At 33.6% G+C, this 14,781-nt stretch carries 14 protein-coding genes; 7 read left to right on the top strand and 7 right to left on the bottom strand.

The genetic code is table 11. The features are described 5' to 3' along the window. Positions 1–243: 243 nt before the first annotated feature. From AC3ITQ_RS13520 to AC3ITQ_RS13510, 3 genes are all read right to left on the bottom strand, one after another. Entirely contained in the window at positions 244–627 is a 384-nt protein-coding gene (locus AC3ITQ_RS13520; protein ID WP_489234729.1) for a DUF3037 domain-containing protein, read from the bottom strand. Next, entirely contained in the window at positions 617–1,399 is a 783-nt protein-coding gene (locus tag AC3ITQ_RS13515; RefSeq protein WP_489234728.1) for a HipA family kinase, read from the bottom strand. The genes AC3ITQ_RS13520 and AC3ITQ_RS13515 overlap by 11 nt, the downstream gene beginning before the upstream one ends. Positions 1,400–1,539: 140 nt before the next feature. Next, a complete protein-coding gene (locus AC3ITQ_RS13510; RefSeq protein ID WP_489234727.1) occupies positions 1,540–2,388 on the bottom strand; it encodes an NAD(P)H-hydrate dehydratase in 849 nt (282 codons plus the stop codon). A 300-nt stretch (positions 2,389–2,688) separates the two neighbouring features. On the opposite strand from AC3ITQ_RS13510, the gene gcvT reads away from it, so the two are divergent. From gcvT to AC3ITQ_RS13490, 4 genes are all read left to right on the top strand, one after another. Next, entirely contained in the window at positions 2,689–3,771 is a 1,083-nt protein-coding gene (gene gcvT, locus AC3ITQ_RS13505) for a glycine cleavage system aminomethyltransferase GcvT (protein WP_489234726.1), read from the top strand. A 176-nt stretch (positions 3,772–3,947) separates the two neighbouring features. After that, the gene (locus tag AC3ITQ_RS13500) at positions 3,948–5,978 is read left to right on the top strand and encodes a S41 family peptidase (RefSeq protein ID WP_489234725.1); all 2,031 of its coding nucleotides are present in this window, start codon (positions 3,948–3,950) and stop codon (positions 5,976–5,978) included. Continuing rightward, entirely contained in the window at positions 5,965–6,192 is a 228-nt protein-coding gene (locus AC3ITQ_RS13495) for a hypothetical protein (protein WP_489234724.1), read from the top strand. Before AC3ITQ_RS13500 ends, AC3ITQ_RS13495 begins: the two co-directional genes overlap by 14 nt. Before the next feature lie 148 nt (positions 6,193–6,340). Continuing rightward, complete coding sequence (locus AC3ITQ_RS13490) at positions 6,341–7,054, top strand: YebC/PmpR family DNA-binding transcriptional regulator (protein ID WP_007811539.1); 714 nt, start codon at positions 6,341–6,343, stop codon at positions 7,052–7,054. Positions 7,055–7,129: 75 nt separating this feature from the next. Here AC3ITQ_RS13490 and AC3ITQ_RS13485 read toward each other — a convergent pair whose 3' ends face one another. Further along, entirely contained in the window at positions 7,130–8,020 is an 891-nt protein-coding gene (locus tag AC3ITQ_RS13485) for a LamG domain-containing protein (protein WP_489234723.1), read from the bottom strand. Positions 8,021–8,488: 468 nt separating this feature from the next. Between AC3ITQ_RS13485 and AC3ITQ_RS13480 the strand changes: the two genes are divergently transcribed. Then, positions 8,489–8,680: a hypothetical protein gene (locus AC3ITQ_RS13480; RefSeq protein WP_489234722.1), complete on the top strand. Its 192-nt coding sequence runs from the start codon at positions 8,489–8,491 to the stop codon at positions 8,678–8,680. Positions 8,681–8,791: 111 nt separating this feature from the next. Here the strand turns inward: AC3ITQ_RS13480 and AC3ITQ_RS13475 are convergent, their stop codons facing one another. After that, the gene (locus tag AC3ITQ_RS13475) at positions 8,792–9,706 is read right to left on the bottom strand and encodes a LamG domain-containing protein (protein WP_489234721.1); all 915 of its coding nucleotides are present in this window, start codon (positions 9,704–9,706) and stop codon (positions 8,792–8,794) included. 348 nt (positions 9,707–10,054) lie between these two features. Here AC3ITQ_RS13475 and AC3ITQ_RS13470 point away from each other — a divergent pair, with 348 nt between their 5' ends. Together AC3ITQ_RS13470 and AC3ITQ_RS13465 are read left to right on the top strand one after the other, a co-directional pair. Continuing rightward, positions 10,055–10,402, top strand: a complete 348-nt coding sequence (locus AC3ITQ_RS13470) for an ISAon1 family transposase N-terminal region protein (protein ID WP_489234720.1) — start codon at positions 10,055–10,057, stop codon at positions 10,400–10,402. Further along, the gene (locus AC3ITQ_RS13465; protein ID WP_489238941.1) at positions 10,395–11,378 is read left to right on the top strand and encodes an ISAon1 family transposase; all 984 of its coding nucleotides are present in this window, start codon (positions 10,395–10,397) and stop codon (positions 11,376–11,378) included. The genes AC3ITQ_RS13470 and AC3ITQ_RS13465 overlap by 8 nt, the downstream gene beginning before the upstream one ends. 111 nt (positions 11,379–11,489) lie before the next feature. On the opposite strand, the gene capA is transcribed toward AC3ITQ_RS13465, so the two are convergent. Both capA and AC3ITQ_RS13455 read right to left on the bottom strand, forming a co-directional pair. After that, positions 11,490–12,530: a cysteate synthase gene (capA, locus tag AC3ITQ_RS13460; RefSeq protein ID WP_026982168.1), complete on the bottom strand. Its 1,041-nt coding sequence runs from the start codon at positions 12,528–12,530 to the stop codon at positions 11,490–11,492. Positions 12,531–12,600: 70 nt separating this feature from the next. Next, a complete protein-coding gene (locus AC3ITQ_RS13455; protein WP_489234719.1) occupies positions 12,601–14,736 on the bottom strand; it encodes a S9 family peptidase in 2,136 nt (711 codons plus the stop codon). Between the last annotated feature and the right edge of the window lie 45 nt (positions 14,737–14,781).

Raw genomic sequence — 14,781 nt, 5'->3', positions numbered from 1 at the left:
TATTTAGTGCATAATTTCAATGTTATCCTATGAAATTATGGTAGCAAAAAGAAAATTAGTTAATTTAAACCACGGATTACAGTAATGTAGTTCGTGGTTTTTTATTTAACTGTAAAGAATCGCTACGCTTTTTTTAATCTCGAAAAGTCGCAAGGTTTTCTTTTCTTACATGCCCTTGCGACTTGGCGAGATTTTTAAGTTCAAGCTTAAATTTTCTTATATAACTTATATGGTGAAAAAAATCTACAGCACAAGTTCTTCAAACAATCTTTGAATTGTTTTTTCCAAATCTTCACATAAACCAGAATGTGGTCTTGAGGTTTGAATTGCTGAACTACGAATTGCAGTCAGCCATCGAAAACGCTCTGGAATTTCCATTTGTCCAATTGGTCCACCATCTTTTTCTCCGGCTGCAATTTTCTTTAAGGCAGTTATATTGCAATGCAGTTGCTCGATATCAAAATCGCTGGAAAGCGTTTCAACTTTAGCATCCTCGATGTGAGACAATACTTTTATAAATTTGGCTTTTTTGCAAAACAAAATGATTCCGATGTTTAGGAATTCTTCGCGCTCTACTCTGGGTACTACGCGAATTACGGCATACTCATATAAGTGACTATCTTGCATTTTGAGCTTGATTTACAAAGATTTCGGAATTATTTAATCGGGTTTGCAAGAATTGCAAATATACATTTCTCAACGCTTCCGGGGTTTCATCGGTATCTTCCCAATCCAGCCATTCTTCTGGAATTGTATTGACAATTTCTTCTAATTTTTCGTTTGTCAAAAGTGCTTTGAATTCGGCATCTACTTCTTTTAAAAGTGAGGCCTGAGGTAGTAGAACGTGATCTTTTATCAACGCAAACGGACTTTTGGCATGTTGTTCCCAATTGTTCCAGGAATGATGAAAATACAAACAGGCACCGTGATCGATAAGCCATAGTTCTTTATGCCAGATCAGCATATTGGTATTTCTAAATGTTCTGTCAACATTAGTTATATAAGCGTCAAGCCAGACAATTTGAGACGCTAATTTATCATCTACTGTGGTCACAACAGGATCAAAAGTGATTGAACCCGACAAAAAATGAAGTGCTAAATTCAATCCCTGACTTCCCTGCAGTAAATCCTGAATTTCTTCGTCGCCCTCAGATCTTCCAAAAGCTTCGTCGAGATTGGCAAAAACCAATTCCGGAAGCTGCAGCTTTAAGGCTTTGGCAATTTGCCCTCCAACTAATTCGGCTATCAAAGCTTTTACACCGTGACCGGCTCCTTTGAATTTTAGGACGTATTTAAAATCGTCATCGGCTTCTGCCAAAGCGGGTAAAGAACCGCCTTCGCGCAGTGGTGTGATGTAACGGGTAACATTTACCGTTCTGAGATCGAAGTTGTTTTTCATAGATACAAACTTACGATTTTTGATTTTAGATTTTAGAGTGTAGATTTTAGATTTAGAAAAAAGAAGCTAGAATAAAGAAAAAAGACTTCTCGGAATTATGAAAATTATCTAATTATCAAATTGACACATTATCTAATTTCCTAATTATCTAATTCCAAGAAAGCTTTTCCCAGATTAGCAATAATATCCGAAGCTATGAAAGATTGATAACCTGTTTCTGGCAAAGCGATATCTGCAGTTAAACCATGTATGAAAACACCAAGTTTTGCTGCATCTTTAGGTTCATAGCCTTGTGCCAGAAAACTTGTTATGATTCCTGTTAGGGTGTCGCCGCTTCCTGCGGTGGCGAGGGCTGCGTTTCCGGTTGTGTTTTCGTAGATTTCCTGTTTGTTGATGATATAAGTTGGAGCGCCTTTCATTACGATAATCAGTTTATATTTCTCTGAAAAGGAAATTGTTTTTTGAAATTTTTCAGATTCTGAATTCCATTTACCGATTAGGCGTTCGAGCTCTTTTGGATGTGGTGTCAGGATGGTGTTTTCCGGAACTAATTCTAACCAGGATTGATTTTCTGCTAAAATATTTAACGCGTCAGCATCGAGAACCAGACGTGTGTTATTACTTCTTAAAAATTCAAATAACGCTTTTTGAGTTGCCAGCTCCTGCCCGATTCCCGGACCAATTCCGATTGCTTGTGGAATTAATGGGAGGTGAATATTGGTGATCGAATTTGTGTTTTCATCGGTGACAACCATAACTTCCGGAATCGAGATTTGCAGAATTTGGTAACCGCATTTTGGTGTAAAAGTAGTTACGAGTCCGCAACCTGATTTTAGGCAGGCTTTTGAAGCTAAAACGGTAGCTCCTATTTTGCCGTAACTTCCGGCAATAATCACAGCGTGACCTTGAAGTCCTTTATGGGTTAAAGGATTTATGGGTTTATAAAACTTTAAAATTTCTTCTTTTGTGATTAAAAACGGGATTTTCATTGAATCGATTTTATGAATTAAAGTTACATAAATTTTGAAGAAAAAAGTTCTTTCTTATTACCTGAGTCCCCTAGCCCAGATTGAAGCGGAAAGCCCGGAGTAAAAAAAGCAAAAATTTCTTGTTCTAAAAAAGCGACCAGCGGAAGCTCTTTTTAGAACATTAGAAATTTTGCTTTTTTTACGAGGACTTGTAACAGAAAGCTGGAATAGCTACTAAATATTGCGAAATTTATAATTTAGACTATTAATTTCCGATATTTTTTAAATAAATTTGCGACTCACTTTTATAAACAACACACAATGAAAAATACTGCGCTTACGCACATACATGAGAGTTTGGGAGCGAAAATGCTGCCTTTTGCCGGTTATAACATGCCTATTACTTATGAAGGTATAAATGCTGAACACGAAACAGTTCGTAACAGTGTGGGCGTTTTTGACGTTTCGCATATGGGAGAATTTTTACTTACGGGACCAAATGCTTTGGCTTTGATTCAGAAAGTAACTTCGAATGATGCTTCGACTTTGACTATTGGAAGAGCGCAATATTCTTGTTTACCAAACAATGACGGCGGAATCGTTGATGATTTGATTGTGTATAAAATGAAAGAGGAAGAGTATTTGCTTGTGGTAAATGCTTCGAATATTGAAAAAGACTGGAACTGGATTTCTTCGCACAATGATTTGGGTGTTGAAATGAAAAACCTTTCTGACGATTATTCTTTATTGGCTATTCAGGGGCCAAAAGCGGTTGAGGCTATGCAGCCTTTATCGTCTATAGATTTATCAGCAATTGCTTATTATCATTTTGAAGTGGCTGATTTTGCTGGTTTTAATGATGTAATTATCTCTGCAACTGGTTATACAGGTTCTGGCGGATTTGAAATTTACTGTAAAAATGCTGATGCTGAAGCGATTTGGAATAAAGTTTTTGAAGCTGGTGCAGCTTTCGGAATTAAACCAATTGGATTGGCAGCTCGTGATACTTTACGTTTAGAAATGGGATTCTGTTTGTACGGAAATGACATTAATGATACTACTTCTCCACTTGAAGCTGGATTAGGATGGATTACAAAATTCAACAAAGATTTTACTAATTCTGAAAGTTTGAAAAAACAAAAAGAAGAAGGTGTTACTAAAAAACTAGTTGCTTTTGAAATGCAGGAACGTGCTGTGCCAAGACATGACTATGAAATTGTTGATGCTTCTGGTGCTGTAATTGGTATTGTAACTTCAGGTACCATGTCTCCTTCTATGAATAAAGGAATTGGTTTAGGATATGTTACGGTAAGCAATAGTGCTGTTGACAGTGACATTTTTATCAGAATTAGAAAAAATGATGTTCCGGCTAAAGTGGTAAAATTACCTTTTTACAAGAAATAATTTTAAAACATATAATTACGAAAATGCATTACTCAAAAAGTAATGCATTTTTTTATGTCAAATTTCTGTGCATTTCACCGAAAACAAATCGATCAAATGTAAGATATTTTAGAAAAAATATAACTTTTAATCAAAAAAATAAGCGTAATTTTAAGCTAAACGAAGACTTTCGATTTATGAAAAAAATACTATTATTTTTTTTGATGACTACAAATGCACTATTTAGTCAAAATAGCGCGGCAACATGCGAAATCTTATACAAGATAAATCGACTCATTCAGACGGAGCATATTAAGCCAAAACCAGTAGATGACAGTTTATCCATTTTTGTATTTGATAATCTTATTAATGAACTGGATCCCTCAAGAAATATTTTTTTTAAGACTGAATACGATGAGTTAGCTAAAAAATATCGTGTTAGTTTAGATGATATGATCATGGAGGGTGATTGTAATTTTGCAGATGATATTTCTAACAAATACAAAGACGGATTACGCAGAACTAAAGCTGTACTAGAAAAAATTCAGGCTGAAACTATTGATTATACTAAGAAAGATACGATTCGGTTTTATAAAAAATCGTTTCCTTTTTATCTTAAGAAAGAAGATTTAGAGAAAGTGTGGCTTAAGAAATTGCGTTATCAGATTTTAGATGATATTGCTGAAACCAGCGATAATCTGGATTCTATTAAAGCGAACTTCAAATCGATTGAGCTTGCTTCAAGAACCACTATTTTAACCAATGAAATTTGTCGTTTTAACACACTCTTAGAGACCAATACAAAACTGGAAGAGAGGATATACAACTTCTTTTGTACTTATTTTGATCCACATACGGCTTATTTTAGTGATGATTCAAAATCGAGTTTTGTTGCTTCTTTGTCAAAAGAACATTTATCACTTGGAATGACCGTTAATCTGAACGAGAAAAACGAAATTATTATTGATGAAATAGATCCAAACGGTCCGGCATTTAAAACGGGTCAAATAAAAAAAGGCGATCAAATTGTTTCTATCACTAACCATAAAGATACACTACAGGTTTCTTGTGCTTCTCTGGAATCTATTTCTACAATGATTTTATCAGAATCTAATAAAAGTATTACGCTTACACTAAAAAGAAATTCAGGCAAAAGTTTTGACGTTTATATCGAAAAACAAGTCATGAAAGATGAGGAAAATTCGGTTTTCAGTTTTATTGTAGGCAAAGAAAGTAAAATTGGCTATATCAAGATTCCGAGTTTTTATGCTGATTTAGATGGTAACAGCAGAAAAGGCTGTGCGGATGATGTTGCCCGAGAAGTAATAAAGCTAGACCGCGACAATATAAAAGGCCTTGTAATTGATTTAATTGACAATGGCGGTGGATCTATGGAAGAAGCTATTAAATTAGCAGGAATGTTTGTTGATTATGGTCCGCTTTCGATTGTAATAGACAACAAACAAGGCACCTCTGTAATTAATGATCCTTACAGAGGTATGATTTACAAAGGCCCAATTGTAGTGCTGGTGAATAGCAATACAGCCTCTGCAAGCGAATTTTTTTCCTCTATATTGCAAGATTACAATCGCGCTTTAATACTTGGCAGCACTACACTTGGCAAAGCTACAATGCAGACTATTCTTTCGCTTGATGAAGAAAAAAACACTGATTTTTTGAAAATCACTATTAATAAATTCTACAGAGTAACTGGAAAAAGTCATCAATATATTGGAGTTAAGCCGGATGTTATAGTGCCTGAATTTTATGAAGGTGTTTACCAAAAGGAAAGCGATTTTCCGACTGCTATTAAAAATGATAGTATCCAGCCGTTTTTAAAATACAAACCTTTTGTAAAACGTCCTTTAATTGATAAACTTGCCCAAAATAGCACAACGCGTTTGGCGGATAACTATTTTTTTAACGACGTAAAAAAAATCAATTTAAAAATTGATCAATTGGTTAACACTCCAAAATCAGAAATTCCGATGACAATCGATGCTGTTTTTAATCAGAAAAAATTAGTGAATTCACTTTGGAAAGAGATTAACACCTTTAACGACGAAAACAATCCTTTAGACGTTTATAATTCAACTGTAAATCAATTTTTACTAGGTGTTTATCCCACAGAAAAAACAATAAACCAATACCAGATCGATAATCTAAAAACAAATCCTTATCTGAATGAAGCGGTGAATATTATTACGGAGTTTAATGCTTCTAAATAGGTTTCAGGTTTCAGGTTTCAGGTTTCAGGTTTCAGGTTTCAGGTTTCAGGTTTCAGGTTTCAGGTTTCAGGTTTCAGGTTTCAGGTTTCAGGTTTCAGGTTTCAGGTTTCAGGTTTCAGGTTTCAGGTTTCAGGTTTCAGGTTTCAGGTTTCAGGTTTCAGGTTTCTCACATAAAAAATTCCGTTCGTTTTACGAACGGAATTTTCATTTATAGATTCCAACAACGTGAAACTTGAAACCTGAAACCTGAAACAAAAAAACATTTAACACCTAACTTCTAACTATCTCCAAAAAAGAATACGATTGATTTTGGAAAAATAAGGAATAACCGTATTTTTGCATCACAAAACTAAAAATTAGAAATGGGAAGAGCGTTCGAATTTAGAAAAGGAAGAAAAATGAAACGTTGGTCAGCAATGGCCAAAACATTTACCAGAATTGGTAAAGACATCGTTATGGCTGTTAAAGAAGGCGGACCTAACCCTGATGCCAATTCTAGATTAAGAGCTGTTATACAAAATGCGAAAGCGGCCAACATGCCTAAGGACAATGTGGAGCGCGCGATAAAAAATGCAAGTAATAAAGATACTGCCAACTATAAAGAAATTTTGTTTGAAGGATATGCTCCTCACGGAATCGCGATTTTGATTGAAACAGCATCTGACAACAATAACAGAACGGTAGCTAACATTCGTAGTTATTTCAACAAGTGCAACGGAACTATGGGAACTCAGGGTTCTGTAGAGTTTATGTTCGACCATACTTGTAACTTCAGAATTGCAAAAGGTAATCTTGATCCGGAAGAATTAGAATTGGAACTTATTGATTTTGGTGCTGAAGAAGTTTTTGAAGACGAAGACGGAATCTTGATCTATGCTCCTTTTGGAAGCTTTGGAGCTTTACAAAAAGAATTAGAAAACAGAGGCCTTGAAATTTTATCTTCTGGTTTTGAGCGTATTCCACAAATCACTAAAGAATTGACAGAAGCTCAAATTGCTGATGTTGAAAAACTAATTGAGAAAATTGAAGAAGATGATGATGTGATGAACGTTTATCATACGATGAAAGAAGAGTAATATTTTCTTTTTATAAATAGCAAAAAGCCCTGGAATCTTATTTCAGGGCTTTATTGTTTTGGTGCCGTTACAAGTTTATTTCTTTGCCGGATTATTCGTCACCTTAATCAAATAAGTTCCTTCTGGTAAATCACCAATATTAGACGCATTGGTCCCTGTTATTTTTCTTCCTTGCGAGAAAACCTCAACAGTTTTTAAACCTGTATTTATCTCAGCTGATGTTTTTGCTGATGTTGTTGTTTTTGAGGTGGCAATAGCAGTAACTTTTTTTACTGTATTTGAAGCTGAAATAGCTTCAGGTTGTGTAGCTGGTTTCGAACTGTTGTAAGATTCCATAACCTGCTCGCCTGTCATGGCAACATTATATATTTTAAGATCATCTATATCGGCATTGATACTAACTGCAGCATTTAATTGCCCCAATTTAAGGATATAACCTTTAGTTAAGCGTTGAATTCCGTCTGCTGATTGTAACAATTCGCCATTACGGTATATTTTAGAAGTGGTACCATCGTAAGTGATGCTATATTGGTACCAAATTTCTTTTTGAAGCGGAACTGAAACTACAATATTACTTGTATCACCCCAACCCACCAAACTTAGATCTGAATTGCCGGCAACAGGAGCTTGTTGCAATAAACCAAAGTACTGTGTATTCACTGTACTGCCATACCCCAAAATATAATTGACCGACGCAATATTATTAAACTTTACCCAAACAGATATTGATCTTGGTTTGTTTTCTTGCGGAAGATCCCCTACTACACCTTGTAAAGCCTTATTAGTAAGTCGCTGTGCTCCTTTAGCAACTCCCATTCTGTCATTTACAAAATTCGGTATTCCTAAAAGCGAAATCGTATTATCTTTGCTACTTAATGTCCCGTTGAAGTTGAACTCCTGAACCGGATTTTGGGCGTTACTATTAAAAAAGCTTACAAACATTACAGTGAGTAATAGTTTCTTCATATTTATGGATTTTAGGCATTTAGAAAAGTGTATCTCAACAACATACTTCTATATAATAATATAGCTAGTAAAAATTTAATAAATTAAATCAAAACCCTTTTAAATAATCAAAATTGATACTTAAAAGCTGCTCATTACATTTACTTATACTTTTATAAATTTTGTTAAAACTATAAATTTAATTCAATTTTACAAACTTATATCACGTATAAATACGGTATTCTCACTAAAATAAAGAAAATAATATTTTTCAGAATAACAAAACCCAATATTTGTAAAAACATTTTTACAAAACAATCTCTTTCTTTAAAACTAGTTTACCATTTCAAAAAAAACAATACACTTCCGAACAATTTTAAGTTTGAAATTATACATTGTTTATAATGATTTTAAACTAAAATACAGAATTATGAAAGTTCATATTAACTATTATATTTGTGGCTCCTCAAAATAATAATAAAAGAAAATATGAAAACATCAAAATACACAAAAGTTGCCGTAATCATTATGGTTATTCTGTTTGTAGTTATTAGCGTAATAAGCTGTAGTGTTAATACACACAGCCATAGTTCAGGTAAAGTTCCACCGGGACAAGCTAAAAAAATGTCTGGAAGTAAAAGCGCAAAAGCTTACGCACCTGGACAACAGAAAAAACACTAACAAAACAAAAAAGCCTTTTAAAATCCAACTTTAAAAGGCTTCTTCCACTATTCAAAAAATTTAATTCTACTAACACAAAAAAACTAACTAACTATCTTTATAAACCAAATTTTATTTTGAAGTTATCTTGTTCGCAGGCTTATTTGTAATTTTTAATAAATAAGTCCCTTCCGGCAAATCGTTAATACTCACTGCACTGTCGCCAACTATTTTTTGTCCCTGAGAGTACACCTCAATATTTTTCGTCACACCATTTACATCACTGGTTGCAATAATTGCATTTGATGTCTTTGCCTTTGTAACAACTTTTGCTTTTTCTATAGTTTTTCCAGCTTTTGAAGCTACTATCGGTTCTTCAGCAACAATCAATGGCTTAGAGCTATTATACTGATCTAAAATCTGCTCATCTGTCATTACAACATTATATATCTTTAAATCGTCAATATCAGCATTTATACCAACTGTTGTGTTAATCTCACCCAATCTGAAAATATTTCCTTTGGTCGATCGGGATATTCCACTCACCGATTTTAATAATTGTCCGTCGCGATATATTTTAGAAACTGTTCCGTCAAAAGTGATGCTGTAATGATACCAGGTATTTTTTACTAAGGGGATTGAAACAATAACATCATTTGAAGCTCCCCAACCAGCTAAACTTAGATCAGAATTAGAAGAAGCTGTACCTTGCTGTAACAAACCACAATATTGGGCATTGTAAGCAGTTCCATAACCCCAAATATAATTTGCCGATGCAATATCATTAAGTTTTACCCAAATTGTAACTGTACGCGCTTTATTATCTTGAGGAAGATCGGCTATAATAGCCTCCATACCTTTATTAACTAAACGCTGAGCACTATTTGCAACTCCATTTCTATCGACAACAAAGTTGTTTGTTCCCATAAATGAAGTTGTATTTTTAGTATTAACCAAAGTTCCATTAAAATCGAACTCTTGTATTGGATTTTGAGCATTTACACTCAAAAAACTTACAAACATTAATGTTAGCAGTATTTTTTTCATTGTAGTAGATTTAGGGTGTAAAATAACATTGTGTCATTTTAACACCTCTAATCTATATTTTTAAGTTTTTAGTCGGAAATTTTCCCGACAAAGAACCTAAATAATCGTTTAAATAACCAAAATTGATTATTTTAAACAGTTAATTACCTTTACTTATACTTTTAGAGATAATATTAAAATAATAAATTTAACTCATGAAAAATTAAAATTTCTTACGTATAAATACGGTATTCATAAGTTTTTAAGAAACATTTACTAATACAACAAACCTGTTTTTTTGGATCAAGAACAAAGCTTGGGGATGAAATGTCAAAATAAAATGAGAAATTTGCAATCTAAGAATTTAAGATGACCCCGATAGAGCTTTTAAAATTTATGCTTCCTGATTTTTTAGTACATCATTTTGAAGTAGTTTCTTCTACTAATACAGAAGAGATATTACACTTGTATTTTGAAGAGAAAATTAATCCTCCACAAGAATTTAGTTTATTTGAACTGGTATCAAAGGGTTTTCAAGATGAGATTACTATTCAGGACTTTCCCCTGAGAGGTAAGTATGTGTATCTGCATATTAAAAGACGTCGTTGGACAAATAAAAAAACAGGAGAAATTATTAAAAGAGATTGGAATTTAGTAGCCAAGGGAACCCGCATGACTCAAGAGTTTGCGGCTTTTTTAAAAGAAATTAATAGATAACAGTGCTACTGATTGTCACACCATTGGAGGCTTCTTCGGCGTTAACGGTAAAAAACTTCAAAGACAATATAAAAAGCATCTGAGTTCCTTCACTGCTTGGGCTCCACGTGAACATGCTCATCAGTGGATTCTTTACCCTGAGAATATGGGTACACATTTATCAATTGATGAAGTAGCTTTGTCTCAGGGAGAGCTTTACACCATTGTGACCAACAAGAAATTCAAAGGTAAAAAAGGCTCCTTGGTGGCTATTATTGCTGGAACAAAGGCAGAACAGGTCATAGAACACATTAGCAAAATAGATTATAAAAAAAGATCTTCTGTACAAGAAATAACGCTTGATATGGCTAATTCTATGAAACTGATATCAAAGAGATGCTTCTCCAAAGCCATACAAGTTACCGATAGGTTCCATGTTCAAAAGTTAGCACTGGAAGCCTTACAAGAGATGAGAATCAAATATCGATGGGAAGCTATGGATGCTGATAATCAATTGATAGTGCTGGCAAAAAGAGAGAATAAAGTCTATATCCCTAAGCTTTTATCTAACGGAGATTCTGTCAAACAACTATTGGCAAGAAGTAGGTATCTGCTATACAAATCTCGTGAAAAATGGACACTGAATCAACAAGAAAGAGCGCAAATGCTCTTTGAATTATATCCCGATATAAAAACAGCATATAATCTAAATCAACAACTTCGAGGGATTTACAATAATAACAATGACAAACACATTGCGATGACCAAACTGGCTCATTGGTATAGAAATGTTGAGGAGTCGGGCTTTAAAAACTTTAATATTTTACTCAATACCATAACTTTTAATTACCAGTCAATCTTAAACTATTTTGATAACAGAAGTACAAATGCTTCGGCAGAATCCTTTAATGCAAAAATAAAAGCATTTAGAAGCCAATTTAGAGGAGTAAGAAATATAGACTTCTTCTTATTTAGATTATCGAATCTTTTTGCCTAATCCCCAACTTTTGCGCATGATCCGTTTTTTTTTCTAAAGTGCACTTCTTAAAACAAAAAAACTCCGAATAATTAAATATTCGGAGTTTTATATTGTTAAGACTTTTTCTTCTTATTTTACAAATTCAATTTTTTGAACTTCTTCTTCATTAATACTATCAAAGAATCCTTGTTCATTCATCCAGTCATCACTAAAGACTTTACTCATATATCGAGAACCGTGATCAGGAAAAATAGCAATAATATTACTGTCTTTTGTAAACTCACCCTCCTCGGCATATTGCTTGATGGCTTGCATTACAGCTCCAGAAGTATATCCAACAAATAAACCTTCTTTACGAGTGATCTCTCTTGCCGAGTGCGCACTTTCTTCGTCGGTTACTTTCATGAATTTATCAATAATATCAAAATCTGTAGCAGATGGAATTAAGTTTTTACCTAATCCTTCAATACGGTAAGGGTAAATTTCTTTGTTATCAAATTCTCTTGTTTCGTGGTATTTCTTCAATACCGATCCAAACGCATCTACACCTAAGATTCTAATATTTGGATTTTGCTCTTTTAAGAATTTAGCTGTTCCTGAGATTGTTCCTCCAGTTCCGCTACAAGCAACAAGGTGTGTTATTTGTCCCTTTGTCTGTTCCCAAATTTCAGGACCTGTAGTGTTATAATGTGCATCAATATTCAACTGATTAAAGTATTGATTGATGTAAACTGAACCTTTAGTTTCTTCGTGTAAACGTTTGGCAACATTATAGTAAGATCTTTCATCATCAGCTGAAACGTGAGCAGGGCAAACATAAACTTTTGCTCCTAAACTTCTCAACATGTCAATTTTGTCTTTTGATGATTTTGAACTTACTGCCAAAATACAGTTGTAACCTTTAATAATGCTGACCATTGCCAAACTAAAACCAGTATTACCAGATGTAGTTTCGATGATCGTATCTCCAGGAGAAAGGATTCCTTTTTTCTCGGCTTCTTCAATAATATATAACGCTATTCTATCTTTTGAGGAATGACCCGGATTAAAAGCTTCTACCTTTGCGTAGAAATTTCCTTCTAACTCTTCGGTGATTTTATTTAGTTTAATAAGTGGGGTGTTACCTATTAACTCTAAAACATTATTATAAGCATTTATTTCTTCTTTCATAAAAAAATAGTTAATCGAAGGCATTTTAAAATAACCCCGATAGGTTGCAAATTTAACAAAAAATTTCTAATTAGCTTTTAATTTTTTCTAAATCTAATAAAAAACTAAATTCTTTTGCTAAGTCTTTTAAAGCTTCAAATCTTCCTGAAGCGCCACCATGTCCAGCATCCATATTGGTGTCTAAAAACAATAAATTATCATTTGTTTTCATAGTTCTCAACTTGGCGACCCATTTTGCAGGCTCCCAATACTGCACTTGTGAATCGTGCAATCCTGTGGAAACATACATGTTAGGATATTTTTGTGCTTTTACATTATCATATGGTGAATAGGATAACATATAATCATAATATTTCTTATTGTTTGGGTTTCCCCATTCATCATATTCTCCGGTTGTCAGCGGAATACTATCGTCAAGCATTGTTGTAATAACATCTACAAAAGGAACCTGAGCTATCACTCCATTATACAATTGCGGAGCCTCATTTACTATAACACCCATCAAAAGTCCTCCTGCAGATCCTCCTTCTGCATACAAATGTTCCGCAGAAGTAAATTTTTCGTTAATTACAAATTTAGAGCAATCGATGAAATCTGTAAAGGTATTTTTCTTTTTTAACAGTTTTCCGTCTTCATACCATTGTCTTCCCAAATCCTCTCCTCCTCTAATATGAGCGATGGCATAAACAAAACCGCGGTCTAACAAAGAAAGTCGTGTTGAAGAAAAATACGCATCCATAGTTATCCCATAAGAACCATAGGCGTAAAGCAATAACGGATTTTTACCGTTTTTTTCTAATCCTTTACGATAAATCATCGAAATTGGCACCTTAACACCATCTCTTGCCGTCGCCCAAACTCTCTCTTCGATGTAGTTTTCTTTATCAAATTTTCCACCCAATACCTGTTGTTCTTTTAAGATTTCTTTGGTTTGGGTTTTCATATTAAAATCAATTACCGATGATGGCGTTGCAAGTGATTGGTAACTGTAACGCAAAACATCAGTATCAAAATCAATATTCGTTGTGGTATAAGCATTATAGGTTTCACTTCCAAAAGGCAAATAATAATCCGGTTCACCATTCCACGGCATGATTCGGATATGATTTAATCCGTTTGAACGTTCTTCTACAACTAAGTAATTTTTAAAGATTTCAATATCTTCCAATAAAACATCTTCACGGTGCGGAATAAGATCTACCCAATATTTTTTTGCTGTTTTATTTTCAGGCGTTTTCATCAACTTAAAGTTGGTGGCCTTATCTTTATTCGTTAGAATATAAAACGAGTCTTCATAATGCGAAATACTATATTCCAGGCCACGTACACGAGGTTGAAAAACTTCAAATTCCCCATCTGGATTATCTGAATTCAAAATTCTGTATTCAGTCGTTAAAGTACTTCCTGAACCAATTACAATATATTTTCTAGATTTTTCTTTACTGATTGAAACATTAAAAGTGTCATCAGTTTCATCAAAAACCAAAACATCAGTTGCAGAATCACTGTTAATTTTATGCCTAAAAACCTTATCAGATCTTAAAGTAACTTCATCTTGTTTGACATAAAAAATAGTTTTATTGTCATTTGCCCAAACAGATCCTCCAGTTGCATTTTCAATTTTATCAGCCAGAATTTCATTTGTCTCTAAATTTTTAATCTGAATGGTGTAAATTCTTCTACCAACAAGATCAAGTCCAAAACTTGCAAATTTGTTATCCGGACTAATACTTAAACCTCCCAATTTAAAGTAAGCATGCCCTTTTGCCATTTCATTGCAATTGAACATAATTTCTTCTTCTGCAGAAAGACTTCCTTTTTTTCTTGAAAAAATTGGATAATCCTGTCCCGTTTCAAATCGGGTAATATAATAATAACCATTATAAAAATAAGGAACAGATGAATCATCTTCTTTAATTCTGCCCTTCATCTCCTCATACAAAGATTCTTGTAACTCCTTTGTATGTGAAGTCATATTTTGATAATAGGCATTCTCTTGATTTAGATAATCAATAACCTCTGAATTTTCTCTGTCATTGAGCCAAAAATAATTATCGATTCGGGTTTCTTTATGTTTTTTTAAGTTTTTTGGAATTACTTTGGCCTGTGGAGCCGATATATCGTTTTGCATTGATTGAGCATTAATTTTTATATAAGACAGGGCAAAAATACTATAAACACAATAGAACAGAATTAATTTTTTCATAAAATATTGTATTGATATAATACAGCAATATACTAATTTTGTCTG

The sequence above is a fragment of the Flavobacterium sp. KH_001 genome, assembly GCF_057840745.1.
The sequence above is the reverse complement of the archived record's forward strand: the minus strand, read 5'-3'. Positions and strand labels throughout refer to the sequence as shown.

Coding starts and splice junctions, on each gene's coding strand:
- AC3ITQ_RS13520 (WP_489234729.1), bottom strand. CDS start 627: ATGCAAGATAGTCACTTATATGAGTATGCCGTAATTCGCGTAGTACCC.
- AC3ITQ_RS13515 (WP_489234728.1), bottom strand. CDS start 1,399: ATGAAAAACAACTTCGATCTCAGAACGGTAAATGTTACCCGTTACATC.
- AC3ITQ_RS13510 (WP_489234727.1), bottom strand. CDS start 2,388: ATGAAAATCCCGTTTTTAATCACAAAAGAAGAAATTTTAAAGTTTTAT.
- gcvT (WP_489234726.1), top strand. CDS start 2,689: ATGAAAAATACTGCGCTTACGCACATACATGAGAGTTTGGGAGCGAAA.
- AC3ITQ_RS13500 (WP_489234725.1), top strand. CDS start 3,948: ATGAAAAAAATACTATTATTTTTTTTGATGACTACAAATGCACTATTT.
- AC3ITQ_RS13495 (WP_489234724.1), top strand. CDS start 5,965: ATGCTTCTAAATAGGTTTCAGGTTTCAGGTTTCAGGTTTCAGGTTTCA.
- AC3ITQ_RS13490 (WP_007811539.1), top strand. CDS start 6,341: ATGGGAAGAGCGTTCGAATTTAGAAAAGGAAGAAAAATGAAACGTTGG.
- AC3ITQ_RS13485 (WP_489234723.1), bottom strand. CDS start 8,020: ATGAAGAAACTATTACTCACTGTAATGTTTGTAAGCTTTTTTAATAGT.
- AC3ITQ_RS13480 (WP_489234722.1), top strand. CDS start 8,489: ATGAAAACATCAAAATACACAAAAGTTGCCGTAATCATTATGGTTATT.
- AC3ITQ_RS13475 (WP_489234721.1), bottom strand. CDS start 9,706: ATGAAAAAAATACTGCTAACATTAATGTTTGTAAGTTTTTTGAGTGTA.
- AC3ITQ_RS13470 (WP_489234720.1), top strand. CDS start 10,055: ATGACCCCGATAGAGCTTTTAAAATTTATGCTTCCTGATTTTTTAGTA.
- capA (WP_026982168.1), bottom strand. CDS start 12,530: ATGAAAGAAGAAATAAATGCTTATAATAATGTTTTAGAGTTAATAGGT.
- AC3ITQ_RS13455 (WP_489234719.1), bottom strand. CDS start 14,736: ATGAAAAAATTAATTCTGTTCTATTGTGTTTATAGTATTTTTGCCCTG.